The sequence below is a fragment of the Candidatus Glassbacteria bacterium genome (assembly GCA_019456185.1).
Lineage (GTDB): Bacteria > Gemmatimonadota > Glassbacteria > GWA2-58-10 > GWA2-58-10 > JAJRTS01.
Window position 1 is genome coordinate 37290 of sequence record VRUH01000019.1, and the last position, 18902, is coordinate 56191.

The window sequence follows — 18902 nt, forward strand, 5'->3', positions numbered from 1 at the left end:
ATTCAGGCTTCGGCCCGGCCGGCCGTTCCGGCCAGGAACTTATCCATCAGCGGATGATCCGTACGGCGGACCTCGCCGGGCGTACCCTCATAGACAATCCGGCCGCCGTCGAGCAGACAGATCCTGGTCCCCACCTTGAGCGCGTTGGCCACCTCATGGGTAACCACGACAGCGGTGACTCCCAGGCTTTCGCGGGTATCGAGAATCAGTTCGTTGATCGAATCGGCGGTGATCGGGTCCAGGCCGGTGGTCGGCTCGTCGTAGAACACTAACTCCGGGTCCATCGCGATTGCGCGGGCCAGGCCGACCCGCTTGCGCATCCCGCCCGAGAGTTCGGCGGGCATTTTGGCGGAGGTGCCGGCGAGTCCCACCAGGTTCAGTTTTTCCTCCACCACCAGCTCTATCTCCGCCGCACTCAGCCGTGTATGCTTGCGCAGGCCCAGGGAGATATTCTCGCCCACGCTCATCGAGTCGAACAGCGCCGAGCTCTGGAACAGCATGCCCATCCGCTTGCGTACTTCCCTCAACTGATGGCGCTCCATCACGTCCAGCCGGCGGCCGTCGAAAAAAATCTCGCCGTCGTCGGGCCGCATCAGGCCGACCATGTGCTTGAGGATCACGCTCTTGCCGGAGCCGCTACGGCCCATGATTACCAAGGTTTCACCGTGCATCACGCTGAGATTCAGGCCATCCAGCACACGCTGGTTCCCCAAGTCCTTGCGGACGTTCACCAGTTGAAGAATCGTATCGCTGTCGGGCATGGCTCACCCCGCGGGAAACATCAGCATTGCCAGGAAATAATCGAACACCAGGATCAGCAGGCAGTTGGTCACCACGCTGCGGGTGGTGGCCAGACCCACACCCGCCGCGCCCTTGCGGGCGCAGAAGCCGTAGTAGCAACCCACCATCGTAATCGTACCGCCGAACACGAACGACTTGAACAGCCCGCTGTAGATGTCGTAGGGGTAGACGAACTGGCGCATGCCCTCCAGGAAAGCTGTGCTGGACATACCCAGGTAATAGACACAGACCGCCCAGCCGCCGGAGATCGCGATCAGGCAGCCGTAGGTGACTATCACCGGCATCATCACCAGCCCGGCGAAAAAGCGCGGCAGCAGGAGGAACTGCACCGGGTCGAACGCCATCGTTTCCAGCGCGTCGATCTGCTCGGTAACTCGCATGGTGCCGAGTTCCGCGGCTATCGAAGCTCCCACCCGGCCGGAAAGAACCAGGGCGGTGATAACGGGTCCGAGTTCGATAATCGTGGCCTTGGCCACCGCCGCGGCGATAAAAATCCGTGGGACGTATTCCTCGATCTGATAGCTGGTCTGCACGGCCAGCACCATCCCGGTGAACAGGCTGGTGACAGCCACCAGGGGCAGGCTGTCCACTCCGATCCGAATCATCTGGGTGACAGTCTCTCCGCGCACGCGCCAGATAAACGGCAGCTCGGCCAACACTCGGCCCATCAGGCAGGCGGATTCACCGAGGCGGTAGAAAGTCGCCAGCACCCTGTCGCCCACGAAATGGAGCAGACTTATCAGCACCTCAGGTCCCCTGTTCCAGTTCCTGCCGCCGCGAACGGTTCTCGAACCTGGTAAATTCCTTGATGAAATTCAGCTCGACCTTTCCAGTCGGGCCGTTCCGGTTTTTTTCCAGGAGAATCAGGGCCAGGCCCTCGGTGCTCTGGCCATCAAGATCCGGGATATCCGCCTCTTCGGGACGGAAAATGAATATCACCATGTCCGCGTCCTGCTCGATAGCGCCGGACTCGCGAAGGTCGGCCAGCTTGGGTTTCTGGTCGGTGCGGCCCTCCACGGCGCGGGAGAGCTGGCTCATGGCCATCACCGGTACGTTCAGCTCCTTGGCCAGCGCCTTGAGCGAGCGGCTGATCAGGCTGACCTCCTGCTGGCGGCTCTCGATCCGGCCGGTGGTGCGCATCAGCTGCATATAATCGACAATCAGCAGGCCGATCCCCTCCTGCTTGAACAGCCTCCTGGCCTTGGCGCGCATCTCCAGCACGCTCATCGCCGGGGTGTCGTCGATATAGATCGGGGCCTCGAACAGGCGGTTGGCCGCCTTATTGAGGTTGTGCCATTCGAGATCGGTCAGTTTGGCGCGGCGCATCCTGTTGTTGTTGACCCGCGCCAGGGTGCAGAGCATGCGCTGGACAATCTGGGTCTTGCTCATCTCCAGGCTGAACACCGCCACCGGGACCGGCTCGGGGTGCTCGGCGGTGCCCATCGCCAGCGACAGGGCCACATTGAGGCTGAACGCGGTTTTGCCCATACTGGGGCGGCCGGCGATAATAATCAGGTCCGAGGGCTGCAGGCCCACCGTGAGGTGGTCGAGGTCGACAAAACCGGTGGGCACCCCGGTCATCGAGTCCTTGCTCTGGGAGCGGATCTCGAGATCGTTGATGATGTCGTGGATCAGGTCCTTGACCGAGCTGAATCCATCCTGGAGCCGGAAGTCCTGGATGTTGAATATCCGCTCCTCGGCTTTGTCGATCAGGTTGTCGACATCCTCGACAGGCGTATAGGACTCCTGGATGATCGCCGTGCAGCTTTCGATAAGCTTGCGCAGCATCGTCTTTTCGCGGACGATCCGGGCGTGGAAAGTGATATTGGCCGCGGTCGGCACGCTGCCGGCGATATCATAGATGAACTGCAACCCGCCCACTTCCTCCAGCGCGCCGTCCTTCTTGAGCTGGTCGGAGAGCGTTACCGGGTCGACCTCGACTGATTTTTCGTAGAGCGCCATGATCGCCGTAAACAGGAGGCGATGGGGTTCGAGATAAAAACATCCCGGATCGAGCATCTGCACGACCGTGCCGATCGCCTCGCGGTCCATCAACATCGCCCCCAGCACGCTGGCTTCCGCGTCCTGGGCGAACGGTATCTTGCGGTCCAGCTGCTCGGCAATCTGTTGTTGAAGTTGGTCTGCCACTGGTTTCGACCTCGCTTATCTTAATCAAAACGTGGACACGGCCTGCCGTGTCCCTACAATATATTACATCCTAATTACCCGGCTGATAGACCTCTCCGCTCGATTCTCTCCCGCCCGCCTCGTCGTAGACCTTGCGGGCCAGGAGCATGTCCTCCCAGCAGCCGCGCTTCCAGTTGGAGTTGCGCAGCAGGGCGGCCGGGTGGTAGGTGCTGACCACCTTGACCCCGTGGAACTCGCCCAACTGGCCACGAAGGTCGCGCATGGCCGCGCCGGGTCTGCCGTGAAAATATCCCGCGCTGAAGCGTCCCAGGGTGACAATCACCTTGGGCCGGATCAGATCGAGCTGGGCCAGCAGGTAGCCGTTGCAGGCGTCGATTTCCTCGGGCCTTGGATCACGGTTGCCCGGCGGCCGGCACTTGACCATGTTGGCGATATAGACTTCCTCTCGGGCAAACCCGATCGAGGCGATAATTTTGGTCAGCAGCTGGCCGCTGGCGCCCACGAACGGCAGACCCTGGCGGTCCTCCTCCGCACCCGGCCCCTCGCCGATAAACAGCATGTCGGCGTCCGGGTGGCCCGAGCCGAACACGAAATTGGTCCGGCTCTCGTGGAGACGGCAGCGGGTGCAGCCGGCAATCCGGCGGCCGAACTCTTCCAGGCTCTCGCCGGGTTCAGCCTCGCCGGCGCCGGTTACAGCGCCGGCCTCCGCGGCTTCCACCGTCGACTCCACAACCGCAAAATTCTTCAAATCTATCTCATCCAGCAGTAAAAATCTCTCGCCGCGTTCCTCGAGCTGGCGAAGGAACTGGGCCGCGAGCTGTTTCAACTCAGAATAAGAATCCAATATTCCGCTTTCCTCAATTTTTTTCTTTTGTTTGGATTACGGCCAGTTCAATCAGCTTGTCGGCCAGTTCGTCCTTGCTCATCAGCGCGTATTCCTGACGCAGGCCGCCGGGTCCCAGCGCCACCGCCTTGTTGGTATCGCCAGCGAATCCAGCACCTGCGTGCGATGGATTATTGAGCACGACCAGATCCAGCGCCTTCTTTTCCAGCTTGGCGAGGGCGTGCTCCTCCTCGCGCTCGGTCTCGACCGCGAAGCCCACCACAACCGCGCCCTTCTTCCTGTTGGCCGACAGCCAGGCGAGCACGTCCGGGGTGCGCTCGAGCTTCAGGATAAGCTCACCAGCGTCCTCTTTTTTGATCTTCTGCTGCTGGGCCTGTGCCGGAGTAAAATCGCCCACCGCGGCGGCGGCGAAAATGAGATCGGCCTGTGCTGCCACGGATTCGACCGCCTCCAGCATCTGCTCCGCGCCGGTCACGTCGTGGCGCTCGACACCCAGGGGAGTGGTGAGCGCAACCGGACCCGTCACGAGCTGAACTCGTTTCGCACCCTGCCTGCGGGCCGCGCGCGCCAGGGCGAACCCCATCCGTCCGCTGGAGGGATTGGAGATAAAGCGCACCGGATCGAGCATCTCCCGGGTGGGACCGGCGGTGACCAGCACCGTCTTGCCGGCCAGCAGGTCGCCGGCGCCAAGCACCCCGGCTATCGCTTCCACCAGCACCTCCCGCCCGGGCAGCCGACCCGCGCCGGTGGCTCCGCTGGCCAGCCTGCCGGTTTCAGGCGGGAGAACGTGCACACCGCGCTCTGCGAGCAGCTCTAGATTCGCCCGGGTGGCCGGGTGATTCCACATCCGGCTCTCCATTGCCGGGGCCACCAGTACCGGGGCCGGACAGGAGAGCAGAGTCGTGCTCAGCAGATCGTCGGCCAGGCCATGTGCCATCCTGGCCAGGATATCGGCCGTAGCCGGAGCGACCACCAGCAGCTCAGCGAACTCGGCCAGGCGGAGATGGTCTATCCCGCCGGGCTCCTCGTTGCCGAACGTGTCAGTATAGACTGGTTCGCCGGTGAGCGCGCGCAGGGTAACCGGACCGACGAACCGGGTGGCGTTCTCGGTCATCACCACCCGCACCCGCGCGCCGAGCTGCACCAGATGGCTGGCAAGGTCGCAGACCTTGTAACATGCGATTCCGCCGGTGAGACCCAGCACGATCCGTTTACCGCCGATAAGGTGTTCCATCACTCACCGCTCCCGCGTCCCAGGAACTGGTTAATCAGGCGGGCCGTATCCGGCAGGCGGCTGACTTTAAGTTTTTCCGCGGCGATTATGTTTTCGATCCTCTCGCAGGCGGTCTCGATATCATCGTTGACCACCAGGTAGTCGAACTTGTCCATTTCCTCGATCTCCTTTACCGCGCTGTCGAGCCGTTTCTGCAGAGCAGCCTCGTCCTCGGTGCCGCGTGTTGACAAGCGCCGGCGGAGTTCGTCCATGCTGGGCGGGATCAGCTGGATATAAACGCCGTCGCTGTAAACCTGCCGCAGGGACCGGGCGCCCTGGATATCGACATCCATCAGCATGTAATGCCCGGCGGCCAGCACCTGGTCGATCTGGCTCTTGAGCGTACCGTAGAGGTTGCCGTGAACCTCGGCCCACTCGGCGAACTCGCCGGCCTCGATCCCGCGTTCAAACTCCTTGCAGTCCATGAAGTAATAGTCGCGGCCATGCTCCTCGCCCCCGCGTCTGGGCCGGGTGGTGGCCGAAACCGAGTAACGGTAGTTGTCGCCGCGCTTGAGCAAGCGGTCGATAACCGTTGTTTTACCCGCCCCGCTGGGGGCCGTGATAACTACAATGAATTTTTTTCCGTCGAACATCTTAGCCGGTTCACCTGTGTTTGTCAGCCTGCCGGAGGATCACTCGATATTCTCCACCTGCTCGCGCACTTTCTCCAATTCCTCCTTGACCGCCACCATCAATTGGGCGATCTCGGCGTCGTTGGCCTTGCTGCCCACCGTGTTGGCCTCGCGGTTCAGTTCCTGGACCAGAAAATTGAGCTTGCGCCCCACCACTCCGCCCTTGGAAATAGTTTCGCGCATGGCCGACAGGTGATGGGCGAAGCGCACATCCTCCTCGCTGAAATCCCACTTGTCGGCATAGTAGGTTACTTCCGAAACCAGCCGGTTCTCGTCCACCTGTTCATCGCCCACGGCTTCGAGGACTTTGGTGCGAAGGTCATCGCGGAGTTTTTTCAACCGTTCCGGCCCCTTTTCAGCGGCCTGGCCCATATGTTTCTCCATCTCGTCAATCCGGGCGTTGAGATCGTCGGCCAGGGTCTTGCCCTCGCTCGCTCGCATACCCGTCAGCGCATCCAGAGCCAGCGAGGTGGCCTGTTGCACTCCCTGCCACAACTGCTTCTCGTCGAACTCCTGCGTTTCGGTCTTGAACGCGTCCGACAGCCGCGTGATCATCTCCAGGCTCACTTCTCCGCCGATCCCGAACTTGTCCTTCAACCTACCGAAAAGTTCCAGATAGCGCGAGATCATTTCCTCGTTAAGCACCACCTGCGAGCTGCCGTTTTCGCTGGTGTCCCAACTGAGCTGGTAAGTAACGTAGCCACGAGTAAGCCGCTTTCGGATCATCTCCTTGATCCGCGGTTCGAACGAGGACATCGAGCGCGGGGTACGGATGTTGAAATCCGAGTAGCGATGGTTGACTGTTTTTATCTCCACGGCGAACGTGCCGCACTCCAGGGTGATTTCCCCCCGGCCGAATCCCGTCATGCTGTTAATCATCGTTACCTTTCTGTCGTCAAGATACTCCTTATCGATTCAGCTTCAGAGTCATAACGCCGGTTCCTGCGCTTCGTGGTAGCGCGGAAGAAAACCGGCAACGAGCAGACATTTATCAGTATTCGAGTAGTCGCAGCGGAGCCGGTAACGGTGTACGCCTTCAAGCGCCTTGATGATAAATACTCCCGGCTCGCTAAGATACCAGCCCGGGTGCCCGTATAGCCCGATCGCCTCCGACGGCGAGGTGGCGAAGGAGATCTCTCCCAGGTCGCGGCGGTCCTCCTCGATAAACACGGTATATCTTTTCAGGCATTTGGCTCCGCGGCGCGAGGCCGCGCTGAGGGTGACGACAATCATCTCGGCCGGACCCGCGATCTCGTACTCCAGTCTCTCTCCCGCCTCCCGGTGAAACACCTCGCCTTCCCAGCGGCTGTCCTCGCTTGATATCACGGCCATGCCTGCTGCCGACACCGGCCGCACGAATTCCAGCGAGGTAAGCGAGACCAGCAGATCGGCGGGGATCCGCTCCAGGATCGATGGCGGCACGGGCCGTTCGATCAGGTTGAGCATTTCCAGCGTGGCCGTGGTGCCTTCCACCGTGCGCGCCCCGGTCCAGGTTACCACCCGTCGTCCGCCCTTATAAGTGTACTTAGAGGCAATCGCGCCGGCCCTGGCGGTTTTGACCGCCACCACCCGCGCTCCTTCCAGGGCGGCGTTACCCCCGGTCTCGAGCCATGAGCAGGCTAGCGGGCATGCCAGGGCCAGCAGCAGGAAGAACGCTGTCGTTTTCATCACATCGCCCCTCTCCCCGCCCGCTGCGCCGTCGGCCTCAGCCGCCGCCGTCGAGCGACCGCCGCAGGGCGCGGTAGAGCGGGGACGGTATCTTCCGCGGCTTCATCTCCCGGTCCACGCAGACGTGCACGGTACGGCCATCAACTATCAACTCTTCGCCGCGCACAAGCCGGTAGCTGAATGCCACCTTCCGGCTGCGCAGCAGTTCGAGCGTGGTCAGCACGCTCAGGTTGTCTTCATAGTAGCTTGGGCTACGCAGCCGGACATTGGCCTCGACAACCGGAAACATCACACCGCCGTCCTCCAGCCCGCTGTAGGGAAAACCGAGCAAAGCCAGGTAGTCTGTCCGCCCCACCTCCATCCACACCAGGTAGTTGGCGTGGTAAACAGCCCCCATCCTGTCGGTTTCGGCATACCTGACCGTAATCGGCGACTCGGCGCACAGAGGCGCTCCGCCGGTCCCGCCGCGCTCAGTCAATTTTCAGCTCCAGCAGGCTGCCTGGGTTTATCCGGGCGTCGCGCCAGCGGATCCCCCAGTGGAGGTGCGGGCCGGTCACCCGCCCGGTGGCGCCCACCCTGCCGATCACATGCCCCTGCTCGACCATCTCGCCCTCGGCCACGTCGATCTCGGACAGGTGGAAGAACATCCCGATCATGCCCAGACCGTGGTCAATATAGATACTGTTGCCCGTGAAAAAAAAATCGCCTGTCAGCAGCACCCTGCCGCCCGCCGGGGCAATAACCGGAGTACCGGCCGGCGCGCTGATATCCGCACCTGAGTGCGGGCCGCGCGACGCGCCGTTGATAATCCTCCGGCTGCCGAACCGGTTCAGTTCGCCTTCCAGCGGCGCGATAAACCTGTCGCCCCAGAACGGCCTGTCGGACCAGTCTTTCCAGCGGCGGTTGCGCAGCGCAGATTCGCGGTTGATCCGGGCAGTGGCGGCCGAATCCGGAAACACCTTGGCCGGCGGCAGAGTCAACCTCTGTACCGGGAATCCCGCATCACGTACAGGGATCGTGCGGGTTATCGCCGCAATATCATCACCGCCGTAACCCGACAGGCGGACTGCGAGCTTGTAATCGCCGGGCTTTTTATCCATATCGACAGCCAGCAGGGTGTAGAACGAGTCCGGAGCAGAGCGGACAAACGGCAGTTCGGAACCGTCGAACGTACCGGTCACCGTATCCAGCGGGAGACCGTAGACACGGACGGTGACGATCTGTCCCTGGACGAGTACGCTGTCGGCGACAGCAAGTTCAGCATCCGCGGCGAATACCGGCAAACAGGCCGGAAACAACACGACAGAAGCAAGTGCGAAAAAACGGCTCATGCAAACCTGACTGTTTTAAATTTTTCGTATTTAGGCTATGCCCGCCAAGCGGGTAGATTAATATAACGATTAGCCTGATCGAGATAAAGGGATAAGCCCCCGTGACGCCAAGCCAGAAAACAGTTGCCCGTCCGTGAGTGGGCGGTCTATTTTATGCTGCGGATAATCTGCCGCGGACAATCCACTCAACTGTGAGTGAAATCCTGGAACTGCCTGCCTGCATAGAAGCCGGAATCGGTGAGAACGAGCGGGTCGTGTTTTTCAGCGACGCCCATCTGGGCAGCGGCAACGATCACGATTCACGCGCCAGGACCGAACGGGTTTGCGCTTTCCTGGACAGCCTGCCGGGCCGCGCGGAGGTACTCGTCATCCTGGGAGACCTCTTCGATTTTTACTTCGAGTTCCGCAACGTCGTTCCGGCCCGTCACCTGAGAGTACTGGCCTGCCTGGAGGCGCTGACCCGCTCCGGAGTGCGCTGCTACTACGTGGCCGGCAACCACGATTTCTGGCTCGGGGACTTGTTCACGACCACGCTGGGGATCACGGTGGCTCCCGACGGGCTGCTGATGGAACGGGCAGGAGAGGGCGGCTGCACGGTACTGGCCGCCCACGGCGACGGTCTCGGGGAGGGGGATAAGGGCTACAAGATCTTCAAAACCCTGCTGCGCAACCGGGCGCTGATTGCGATGTTCCGCCTGATCCATCCGGACAGGGGCTATGCGCTCGCCAATCTGACCAGCCGTACCAGCCGGAAACATACCTCGAAAAGACAGGACGCCCGGATCGAGGCCTCGGCGGACGTGGCTCACTCCCTGCTGGACTCCAACGACAAGCTGGACACCGTGATCCTCTCCCACACCCACCATCCGGACGACCGCCGGTTCTCGTCGGGCCGCTACCTTAATACCGGCGACTGGTGCACTCATTTTTCGTTGGTGAGGTGGAACAATGCGGATAATTTCGAGATGGATTATTTTAACGAACCAGGGAGATAATTCTGCTGCAACGCACTATTGCTCAGTATTCCCGCAAGATTACCTTCCTCCGCCCAGCGCCTGCTGCATCCAGTACACCTCATCCAGCAGTTCGCGCCGCCAACACTCGGCCACGTAGGTCTCCAGCCGGTGATGCAGCTGGTAGATCACCGCCGGGCCCGACGGCTCGACCTGACCGAGTATCGCCTCAAGCTTTTCCGCCGCGTCACGGCCGCGCTGTTTCACCTGCTCATCGTTGACCGCCAGGCAGCGGGCGGAGAGGTCCCTGACCATGTACACCAGGCGCAGGTCCTCGATACCGCGCCGGATCCCCTGCCATTCCGGGGAGGGCCTCAGCAACTCGTCGCCGGGGGCGGGGTAGGCGGCGCACCAGTCGCGGTGGCGGCCGTCGAGTTCATCGTACGGGTCGCCGGTTGTGGACTGGTAGGCGAAATAGTAGATTCCGCCGGCGCCGCTGCGGGGCAGGAACCACCCGGGGATTGCGCGATGGTAGGCGGCGTCGGAGCCGACATCGGAGCTGCCGAAAGCGGGTAGATAGAAAAACGTGGCCAGCCCGTTACCGGCAGTGAGCTCCACCGAGCGTGGCGAGACCGAGCTGATCTGAATCACGACCGCATCGAGATATTTCGAGAGTTCCACGATCGAGGAGGGTGTGTTGAGATCGCAGAGCGAGGTGATCCCCTCCATCCCGTCAAGCAGGCGGAGCGTGTGACGGGCCAGTTCCATGTGCTCTTCGTTGTTGGCCGGCTCATCGACCGTGAAAAACATCAGCGGACTCCAGCCCCGGTTGATCGCCGTGCTGTTCATCAGACGGATCGCCGAGGTGAACAGGCGGTCGTGCCGCTCCGTCCATTCGCCGGCGCTGCCGGGCAGATTGAGCCTGGCGAAGATGTCCGCCACGTAGAGCGATGTGGGCCGGTGCATGCCGTAACGGCGCATCAGGGCCATGATCCGGTCCAGGCGCACCACCCGTTCCCAGTCGATCCGCAGGCTGCCGGCCTCGCTGAGCATCACGAACGAACCTGAAAGGCTGACTCCGTTGACACCGTGGGCGGCCATGTCGCGAAACTGGGCGTTCATTGTCCGGGGATCGTCCGGCGGGTAGTAGTACATACCCACTACAACACTGTCCGGCAGCGGCGGCAGGGTGATGTCGACGACCTCGATCCTGAACGGCACCTCCAGCGCAGCCCGTCCCCGGGCGGTTACCGAGAGTTTACCCTCGTAGATTCCCGGCTTCGTGTTTTTCGGCACCGGGATGTCGAGCCAGTAGTAGAGGTTCTCTCCGGCGGGAATGTTCATCGGCGACAGTCGTTCGAGCATCCGGGCGCGTACGCCGAACACGCTGCTCCAGCTTCCTTCCAGACGAGTAGCCGCGAAGCGTCCCTGATAGAGCGACGGCCCGCTGCGAAGAGTTCCGGCCTCACCGGTCGGAGGGACAGAGAGACTAGCCTCCACTCCGGACAGGTTGTCCAGGGCCTTGACCGCAAAGGCCAGCGGGGCCACCGTACCGCGCGGCACACGCTCGTAGAGCACCTCCATCCTGTCCCCGTCGCGCGGGTTGGCGTACGGGGTAGCGTCCACCCAGCCCTTGCGCTCGAACATCAGCAATCCCGCCGCCTGCTCCCGCTCGTCGGGCTCCGGCGCCGCCTCCGGCTGAATCAGCCGGCCGGCCGTAAACAGATACTTGTCTTCCGGGTTACGTCCCAGGTGGGTGGAGAAAGTGGCTGCGTAACTGAGCCAGCCCTCGTCGCGGCCGAACCTGCAGGGGCCCAGAACGACCATGCCGGATTCGGGTGCGCTAACCACGCTCACGCGCACGAAAGCGATTGTCTCCGGCACCCTGAGCGATCGCGTATATTCTATCCAGCCACGCGTGTCGCCGGGGACATTGCGTCCCGATGAGCCTCTGATCGAATGCAGGAGCGTATCGCCCGAAACCTCCAGAGAGTCGTCGAGCAGCTGGAGTCTGACTTCGATAAGTTGCCCCGCCGCCTCGAAAGTCCGCACCGCATAGGCGAACGATACCGGACGGCCGCCGGCTACCGCCAGCGGCTCGCTAGTCAGTTCCAGACGGCCCGCGCTGTCCGAATCGACCACGAAGCAGACCAGCGTATCGCCTGAGTCCAGGTAATGGCTCTCGTAAATCCCGGCACTGCCGGTGCTGTCCCAGATCGCCTGGCCACGGTCGGTTTCCAGAAACATGTCGGGCGCGTGTTCCTGCCCTGCGCAGCCAAAGAGCACAATCAGCGGAACAAGAAAAGCGAATACCTGACGATAAACCCTGCTCATCCTTCGGATTCCTTGTAATTACGGTATCCGGCCCAGTTGACATCAGTATCATACCACACTGTGGAGCGGAGGGCAATCGTCAGGCAAAAAAAAGCGCAGGCTCCAAAAAGAGAGCCTGCGCCGATCCATGCCTGAGCGCGATCTCGGGCAGCCGGTTATTTGATTTCGATCGCGCGTCCCTTTACCTCTTCCCGCTTGGGAAGGGTAAGCCGCAGCACGCCGTCCTTGAAGTTGGCGTCGATCTTGTCGCCCTCCACCTGGCTGTTGAGCCTGAAGGAGCGGCTGAAACTGCCGTAGCGGCGTTCGGCATGATAACTGCCTTCGTCGCTGTCGCTGAACTCGGACTTCTTCTCGGCCTCGATCGTCAGCACGTCGCCCTCGACCTTCACCCTCAAGTCCTCTTTGCTCACGCCGGGCAGTTCGGCGGTCAGGATATAGTGGTCTTCCTTCTCGAAGACATCCGCGTCCATCCCCCGGCCGACATTATCCGGAGTGACCCAGTCACGCATCAGTCCGAAAAACGGATCGCCGTTCCAGCAACTGCGGGTAGCCACCGGGTTGCCGGCAGCCGTCGGGTTCCATCTGACCAGTCTCATCGTAACACCTCCTGCTGATATTTAGAGAGTACTGTTAGTTATCGAGCCGTCTGCCGGCTCATCCGCTATCCGCCCACAGTAAAAGCAAGGGCCGTGCCAAACCGGACCATCAACCATTATATCATTAACAGTCAATGCGTTACGCAATTTTCTTTTGGTCGGTTTAATAAAAGGTTTCGAATAAAACAAACAGCTAAAGAGCCATAATGGCAGCATTCTGCCATCTTAACTTAAGAACATGCCATATTGGCACTTCAGCTGTCTACGAACTCCAGGCGCAATCACAAAAACGGCCGCCGGAGATGAAACCGGCGGCCGTTTTTGGCAGCACCAAATGATGGAATCTTTTATTCCTGCTTGTCCTGTTCGTTCTTGCAGTTGTCGTGCTGGTGACGGTTCCCGCTTCTGCGCGGACATTCGGTAGCGGTGGCGCTGAATTCCTCCAGTGGAACCCGCCGCTTGTAGCCTTCGCGGTTCACAAGCTCCACTTCCTCCTGGAACAGGTCGACAGCCGAGACGCGCTCCTCGCGCCCCTCGCCGGTACAAAAGAGCTTGCCCTCTTTCGGAAATTTACGCGTCTGTTTCTTGTAGAATTCCCGCTCGTACATCAGGCAGCACATCAGCCTGCCGCACAAACCCGAGATCTGGCTGGGATTGAGCGAGAGGTGCTGGTCCTTGGCCGCGCGCAGGGTAACCGGCTCGAATTCGCTAATGAAACTGGTGCAGCACAGCTTGTAGCCACAGCGTCCGCAGCCGCCCAGCCTGCGGGCCTCGTCGCGTACGCCGATCTGCTTGAGCTCGATCCTGGTGCGGAACACCGCGGCCAGGTCCTTGACCAACTGGCGGAAATCGACACGTTTGTCGGCGGTGAAATAGAAAATCACCTTGTTCCCGTCGAACTGCCATTCGGCGTCGACCAACTTCATCTCGAGACCGTGTTCAGCCACTTTTTTCTCACAGACCTCGAACGCTTCGCCCTCTTTCTCGCTCATCCGGCCGAGTTTCTCCGTTTCGTGCGGGCTGGCCATCCTGCGGATGATTCCCAGCGAGCCTTTCTTGTCCGGCATTTTGCGCCCGGCCACATCGCCTGTTTCAGTCACCTGGCCCAGGTCCTCGCCGCGATCGACCTCGACTATCACGTAATCGCCGACCTTGATTTTCAAGCCCTGGCGGTTGCGAAAATAGTCTTTTCGCTCGCGTTTGAACTGCACCTCTATAACATCCGACTGTTTATTCTCGGGTTCTTTCACCGATAACCTCTCTCATTTCGTTCAGCAGCGACCAGCCCAGCAAACGCAGGTTGACATTCCGGTTGAGGCTGTCGCCTAGGTTGACCATTCTCTCGACTAATTTAATTAAACTCCCTGAATCCGCAACCCGTTCGGCGAACCCGGCGACTGCCTTCGAATCCGGCTCCCGCGAGGCGACACAGCCAAGCAGCGCGTCGCGAAGAGAACCGGCCAGCACCGCCGCGTAGCGCTCGAAATCTCCGCGGTTATGAAACGGTCCCTTACGCTCATCCAGCAGGGCCAGCAGCGGTCCCGCGGAGCGATTCATCACCGCCTCGAACGTTCGCTCCACCCACTCGCGGTCTGACTCCAGATCTCCCTTGTCGCCCATGGCCAGGGCCGCCGGCAGGCTGCCCCCGGCAAGACGCGCGGTACTGGCCGCGGTATCAGGCTCCATCCCGAAACGCCCGGCCAGCAGGCGCTCGACAGTCGAGAGCGCCGGACGGGTAAGCTGAAGTCGCTGGCAGCGGCTGAGGATAGTGGGCAGCAGGCTGGAGGGCCGTTCAGTGCAGAGGATGATCTTCACATCCTTCCGGGGTTCCTCCAGCAGCTTGAGAAACGCGTTGGCGGCTTCCTGGCGGAGACGGTCGGCGTGGGTGACGACAAACACCTTGCAGCGTCCCTCGTAGCAACTCCGCCCGGCCTCGGCCCTGATCCGGGCGACCGATGGCAGGTGATGCTCGGCCTTCTCGGCGAACTCGACGGCCTGCGACGGGTTCTGGCGCTTGCGGTTGAACAGCTCTTCGAGCTTGCCCGCGTCCGGAGCGCCACCGCTGTAATAGCTGCCGGGCAGGGGGAAGATCCAGAAAACATCGGGGTGGTTGAGCGAGGCCACCTTGCGGCAACTGTTGCACTCTCGGCATGCGGGGGTGTTTCCCCCGCCGGTTTCGCAGTTGAGCGAGGCCGCCAGCCAGAACGCCAGGCTGCTTTTTCCGCTGCCGTCGCCGCCGAAAAACAGCAGCGTTCCACCCAGGCGGTCGCGGGTCATCGCGCTGATCAGCATCGCAACCTGCAGGTCCTTGTCCACCAGTTCGCTCAGCCCCAGGGGGTTTATCCGTGTGGCGCTTTCAGCCATCTGCATTCCCCGCACATTATTTTTTGCCCAGCCAGGTTATCGGATTAACCGCCCTGGTGCCGTCGCGAAGCTCGAAATACAGCATCGGCCCCTGCAGGCTGCCCGTTTCGCCGACACTGGCGATCACCTGGCCCTCGCCGACAAAATCGCCCGCGTCCACGTAAACGTCACTCAAGTGGGCATAGATAGTCCACATCCGCGACCCGTGGTTGATCATTACCGTCTTCCCGTAACTCAGATACCACTCGGCCATCACCACGTTGCCCGCGGCGACAGTGTGGACTTCCTCACCGCGCGGCGCCCTGATTTCGAGGCCGTTGTTGATCACTTTCGTCTTGGTGGTCCGGTCGGTGTAGGGGCCGAACCCGCGGACAACCTCGCCGCGCGCCACCGGCCAGTTCAGCCGGCCCATCCTGCCATCCAGGTAGGCGATCTCGGGCGGCAGTGTCCGGCCCTCGCGGCGGGCGCGCTCCAGGGCCTCCTTGCGCCGGCGTTCGATCTCGGCGATCAGGGCCACTATCTGCTGACGGTCGGCCTTGCGCTGCTCGAGAATTTTCAATACCTCGGCCCGCTCCGCCTTGACCGAACCGAGGAGCTTCTGACGCTGGTTTTCGGAGCGCTCCAGGCTCGCCTGTTCCCGCTCAAGCTCGCCCCGCCGCTGAATACGAAGGGACAGCTTACGCTCGCTGGCTCCCCGGTACTCGCCGTAGGTGCGCTGCAGCTCGCGCACCTCGCGCACCAGCCGCTTGTCCTGGGCCGCTATCAGGGTCAGGTATTTGATCCGCTTGAGAAAATCGGTAAACGAGTGACTTTCCAGCAGCACCTGCACCGAATGGAGGCGGCCGCGTTTGTAAATCTCGCGCAGCCTGCGGTCCAGAATCGACTGCTTGCGCTCCAACTGCTCGGAAAGCGACGAGAGCTGGCGGTTGATATAGTTCAGCTCGGCGTTGAGTTCGCTGATCTCGCTGTTGAGGCTTTTCAGGTTGCGCCGCGACTGGTCGATCCTGCGTTCTACATCCTGGATCTGGCGGACGAGGCTCAGTTCTCGTTTGCGCAGCTGGGCCGCCTTGCCCTCGTTAGCCTCGATCTCGCCCTCAAGCTGCTCGAGCTTACTGCGGCTGCTTTCCAGCTCCTGTTCGGCCTGACGTACTTTTTCCCGCTGGGCGGGACAGTCGCGCCAGAGCAATGCGCCCAGCAGCAGCAGCGGGAAAAGGGAGGATTTTATGAGAGTCGATGCTGTCCGCATCGTTCCGTTCGCAGTGAGAGTTGGCAGTTGAACCGTGCGCCGGCCCGGCTAGATTCTGCGGAGGTATCTGCCCAGCGAGATCCAGCTCCCGATCAGCCCCATCAGCGCTCCGGCGGCCACGGTATAGAGGTAATAGCGGTCGGTGAAACTGGTGACCTGGATCAGCCGGCGGCTGAAAACCTCGGTGAGGGCATAGATCATCCCCACCGCCAGGATTCCGCCGAGAGTGCCTTTCAGGAAACCCTCGATCAGGAACGAGCTCCGGATGTAGCCGTTGGTGGCCCCGACAATCTTCATGATGAAGATTTCCCGGCTGCGGCTGAAAACCGCGATCTTGATCGCGCTGGAGATCAGCACAATGGCGATTATCCCGAGCAGTGTTCCGCTGATCATGCCCACGACGCTGACCGCGTGTTTGAAGATGTCCATCCTTCGCAGCCATTCACGGCCGTAATCGACTTCCTCGACGAACGGCAGTTCCGCGGCGCGTCCGGCCACGGCCTGTACATGCAGGGTATCGCGGTAGCCGGGCTTCATCGTGATATTCAGCGAGGCCGGCACAGGGTTGGTTTCCAGGTCTCGAAGCAGGTCGCTGTCCGCGCCCAGGTCGCGGCGGAAATTCTCGAGAGCCTCTTTTTTGCTCAGGAAGCTTACCCGGTCCACACCCTCGATCCGGCCCAGGTCCTCGACCGCCATTCCCACCCGGCCGGTGTCCGCGTTGTCACGCAGATAAACGACTATCTCGACCTTGCTTTCAAAATAGCGGATCAAGGTGTTGAGGTTAAGCAGCGCCAGGCCGAACATCCCCAGCACCAGCAGGCTGAAGCCGGTGGAAAGCACGGCGAAAAAGGACATCGTCTTGGCCCGGCTGAATCCGAGCAGCGCCTCACGCAAGGATCGCAACACTTACCGCCTCCCCGACCACGAAAAAAATTACCATCATCTCACCGGCTGCGCTTCCCCGCCGGCCAGCGGCGGCTCTTCCGGGGCAAACCCGCTGTTGGGGCCGTCGTAGATCAACCTGCCGCCGGAGACATGCAGCCGGCGCACCTGGTCGCGGCCCTGCAGCAGGCCGTAATCGTGGGTAGCCATCAGCACGGCCATGCCCATGGCGTTGATATCCTCGAGCCGCTTCAGAATCTCGCGGCTGATTCCCGGGTCGAGGTTACCCGTCGGCTCATCGGCGATCAGCACGAACGGCTCACCCACCAGGGCGCGGGCGATCGCTACCCGCTGCTGCTCGCCCCCCGAAAGTTCGAGAGGGAAGCGGCGTTCCTTGCCGGCCAGGCCCATCTGCTCCATCACCTCGGCAACGCGCCTGCGGACAACCGAACGCGGCGTGCCGGTAACTTCCAGGGCGTAGGCCACATTCTCGCCGGCGGTCCGGTTTTCCAGCAAGCCGAAATCCTGGAACACGATTCCGAGCTTGCGGCGGAGATAAGGGATCCTGCGGCGGGAAAGCTTGCGGGAGGAGAATTCGGCTACCCGGACCTCGCCGGAGAGCGGACGGAGATCGTGGTAGATCAGCTTGAGCAGGGTGCTTTTACCGCTCCCGCTCGGCCCGGTCAGGAAAACGAACTCGCCTTTCCGGATATGGAAATCGATACCGTCAAGCACGCGCGCGCTTTTGGCATAACCGGCCGAGACATTGTTGAATTGAATCATCCTTTGTTCTCCAGCCGGGCCGATTTGACAGCCAGTTCCAGTGCGTGGGCCATACTGCTCTCATCGGCAATCCCGCGGCCGGCGATATCCAGGGCGGTGCCGTGGTCGGGCGAGGTGCGTACGAAGGGCAATCCCAGGGTCACATTCACTCCGCCGCCGAACGCGTGCATTTTTATCGCCACCATCGCCTGGTCGTGATACATCGCCAGGACGGCGTCGAACTCACCGCGCGCCGCCCGGACGAAAACCGTATCGGCGGGGAACGGCCCGGCCACATCGAGACCAGCGGCGCGGGCGTCTTCCACCGCCGGGGCGGTGATGCGCTGGTCCTCGTCACCCGCCACCCCGCCATCGCCCAGATGCGGATTCAGGCCGCAGACAGCGATCCTGGGGCCGGTGATCCCGAATACCGATTTCAGCCCGCGGTCGATCACCCGGCACTGACGGACAATCAACTCGCGGTCAACCAGCGAGGGGACCCGGGCCAGGGCCACGTGGGTAGTGGCCGGCACCACGCGAAGGTCTCCGCCGGCGAGCATCATCGACACATCCACGCCGCCGCTTAGCTCGGCCAGCATCTCCGTGTGGCCCGGGTAATTGTAACCGGCCAGGTTGAGCGCGTGCTTGTCCAGCGGAGCTGTCACCAGGGCGGAGGCCGCGCCGCGGCCGATCAGCTCCACCGCCAGCTCGACAGCTCGGCCCGCCCAACGCCCGGCCAGGGTTTCGTCACCGGCCAGACTTGTTCTGATCCCGGACATCGACCCCGATTCCAGCTCGGAGTCACCACCTTCGGCGATATCGACGATGTTATCCAAAGCCGTCCGCACCATCTCCGGGCAGTCTCCAGCGGGCCACAGTTCCACGGCCTGCATCCTCAGCGCCACGGCCGGACCGACAACAAGCGGGTGGAGCCTTGCCCGGAACTGATTGCGAGCGAGCGCTTTGAACAGCACCTCGGGCCCTATCCCGCGGACATCCCCGGCGGACAGGACCACGACCGGTAAATCCTGATTATCCGATGCGTTGCTCATCTGTCCCAGCTCCCCG

Annotated in this window: 19 protein-coding genes; 1 reads left to right on the forward strand and 18 read right to left on the reverse strand. The window is 61.7% G+C overall.

All coding sequences use genetic code 11. The features are described from left to right. Positions 1 to 2: 2 nt before the first annotated feature. The 10 genes from FVQ81_09065 to FVQ81_09110 all read right to left on the reverse strand — a co-directional run bounded on the left by FVQ81_09065 (position 3) and on the right by FVQ81_09110 (position 8697). Positions 3 to 761, reverse strand: a complete 759-nt coding sequence (locus FVQ81_09065) for an ABC transporter ATP-binding protein (protein MBW7996696.1) — start codon at positions 759 to 761, stop codon at positions 3 to 5. A 3-nt stretch (positions 762 to 764) separates the two neighbouring features. Beyond that, on the reverse strand, positions 765 to 1406 hold the full coding sequence (locus FVQ81_09070; GenBank protein ID MBW7996697.1) for an ABC transporter permease: 642 nt from the start codon (positions 1404 to 1406) through the stop codon (positions 765 to 767). A gap of 142 nt (positions 1407 to 1548) precedes the next feature. Next, complete coding sequence (gene dnaB, locus FVQ81_09075; protein ID MBW7996698.1) at positions 1549 to 2925, reverse strand: replicative DNA helicase; 1377 nt, start codon at positions 2923 to 2925, stop codon at positions 1549 to 1551. Between the two features lie 94 nt (positions 2926 to 3019). Next, positions 3020 to 3679 carry a uracil-DNA glycosylase gene (locus tag FVQ81_09080; protein ID MBW7996699.1) on the reverse strand — a complete coding sequence of 220 codons (660 nt, stop codon included), beginning with the start codon at positions 3677 to 3679 and terminating at the stop codon, positions 3020 to 3022. A gap of 127 nt (positions 3680 to 3806) precedes the next feature. Further along, entirely contained in the window at positions 3807 to 5027 is a 1221-nt protein-coding gene (gene coaBC, locus FVQ81_09085) for a bifunctional phosphopantothenoylcysteine decarboxylase/phosphopantothenate--cysteine ligase CoaBC (protein ID MBW7996700.1), read from the reverse strand. Next, a complete protein-coding gene (locus FVQ81_09090; protein MBW7996701.1) occupies positions 5027 to 5659 on the reverse strand; it encodes a guanylate kinase in 633 nt (210 codons plus the stop codon). Before FVQ81_09090 ends, coaBC begins: the two co-directional genes overlap by 1 nt. 39 nt (positions 5660 to 5698) lie before the next feature. Further along, positions 5699 to 6577 (reverse strand): YicC family protein, encoded by an 879-nt coding sequence (locus tag FVQ81_09095; GenBank protein MBW7996702.1) that lies wholly within the window; start codon positions 6575 to 6577, stop codon positions 5699 to 5701. A 48-nt stretch (positions 6578 to 6625) separates the two neighbouring features. Further along, a complete protein-coding gene (locus tag FVQ81_09100) occupies positions 6626 to 7366 on the reverse strand; it encodes a hypothetical protein (protein ID MBW7996703.1) in 741 nt (246 codons plus the stop codon). A 37-nt stretch (positions 7367 to 7403) separates the two neighbouring features. Continuing rightward, positions 7404 to 7844 carry an acyl-CoA thioesterase gene (locus tag FVQ81_09105; GenBank protein MBW7996704.1) on the reverse strand — a complete coding sequence of 147 codons (441 nt, stop codon included), beginning with the start codon at positions 7842 to 7844 and terminating at the stop codon, positions 7404 to 7406. After that, positions 7837 to 8697 carry a M23 family metallopeptidase gene (locus tag FVQ81_09110; protein ID MBW7996705.1) on the reverse strand — a complete coding sequence of 287 codons (861 nt, stop codon included), beginning with the start codon at positions 8695 to 8697 and terminating at the stop codon, positions 7837 to 7839. Before FVQ81_09110 ends, FVQ81_09105 begins: the two co-directional genes overlap by 8 nt. 137 nt (positions 8698 to 8834) lie before the next feature. On the opposite strand from FVQ81_09110, the gene FVQ81_09115 reads away from it, so the two are divergent. Continuing rightward, on the forward strand, positions 8835 to 9692 hold the full coding sequence (locus FVQ81_09115) for a UDP-2,3-diacylglucosamine diphosphatase (GenBank protein ID MBW7996706.1): 858 nt from the start codon (positions 8835 to 8837) through the stop codon (positions 9690 to 9692). Positions 9693 to 9731: 39 nt separating this feature from the next. On the opposite strand, the gene FVQ81_09120 is transcribed toward FVQ81_09115, so the two are convergent. From FVQ81_09120 to pdxA, 8 genes are all read right to left on the reverse strand, one after another. Then, positions 9732 to 11984, reverse strand: a complete 2253-nt coding sequence (locus FVQ81_09120; GenBank protein ID MBW7996707.1) for a hypothetical protein — start codon at positions 11982 to 11984, stop codon at positions 9732 to 9734. A 155-nt stretch (positions 11985 to 12139) separates the two neighbouring features. Beyond that, complete coding sequence (locus tag FVQ81_09125; GenBank protein ID MBW7996708.1) at positions 12140 to 12580, reverse strand: Hsp20/alpha crystallin family protein; 441 nt, start codon at positions 12578 to 12580, stop codon at positions 12140 to 12142. Positions 12581 to 12927: 347 nt separating this feature from the next. Then, positions 12928 to 13830 (reverse strand): stage 0 sporulation protein, encoded by a 903-nt coding sequence (locus FVQ81_09130; GenBank protein ID MBW7996709.1) that lies wholly within the window; start codon positions 13828 to 13830, stop codon positions 12928 to 12930. Then, positions 13811 to 14950: an AAA family ATPase gene (locus tag FVQ81_09135; protein ID MBW7996710.1), complete on the reverse strand. Its 1140-nt coding sequence runs from the start codon at positions 14948 to 14950 to the stop codon at positions 13811 to 13813. Before FVQ81_09135 ends, FVQ81_09130 begins: the two co-directional genes overlap by 20 nt. Before the next feature lie 10 nt (positions 14951 to 14960). Then, the gene (locus FVQ81_09140; GenBank protein MBW7996711.1) at positions 14961 to 16190 is read right to left on the reverse strand and encodes a peptidoglycan DD-metalloendopeptidase family protein; all 1230 of its coding nucleotides are present in this window, start codon (positions 16188 to 16190) and stop codon (positions 14961 to 14963) included. 48 nt (positions 16191 to 16238) lie between these two features. Then, positions 16239 to 17093 carry an ABC transporter permease gene (locus FVQ81_09145; protein MBW7996712.1) on the reverse strand — a complete coding sequence of 285 codons (855 nt, stop codon included), beginning with the start codon at positions 17091 to 17093 and terminating at the stop codon, positions 16239 to 16241. A gap of 36 nt (positions 17094 to 17129) precedes the next feature. Further along, a complete protein-coding gene (locus tag FVQ81_09150; GenBank protein MBW7996713.1) occupies positions 17130 to 17855 on the reverse strand; it encodes an ATP-binding cassette domain-containing protein in 726 nt (241 codons plus the stop codon). Beyond that, positions 17852 to 18886 carry a 4-hydroxythreonine-4-phosphate dehydrogenase PdxA gene (gene pdxA / locus FVQ81_09155; GenBank protein MBW7996714.1) on the reverse strand — a complete coding sequence of 345 codons (1035 nt, stop codon included), beginning with the start codon at positions 18884 to 18886 and terminating at the stop codon, positions 17852 to 17854. Before pdxA ends, FVQ81_09150 begins: the two co-directional genes overlap by 4 nt. Between the last annotated feature and the right edge of the window lie 16 nt (positions 18887 to 18902).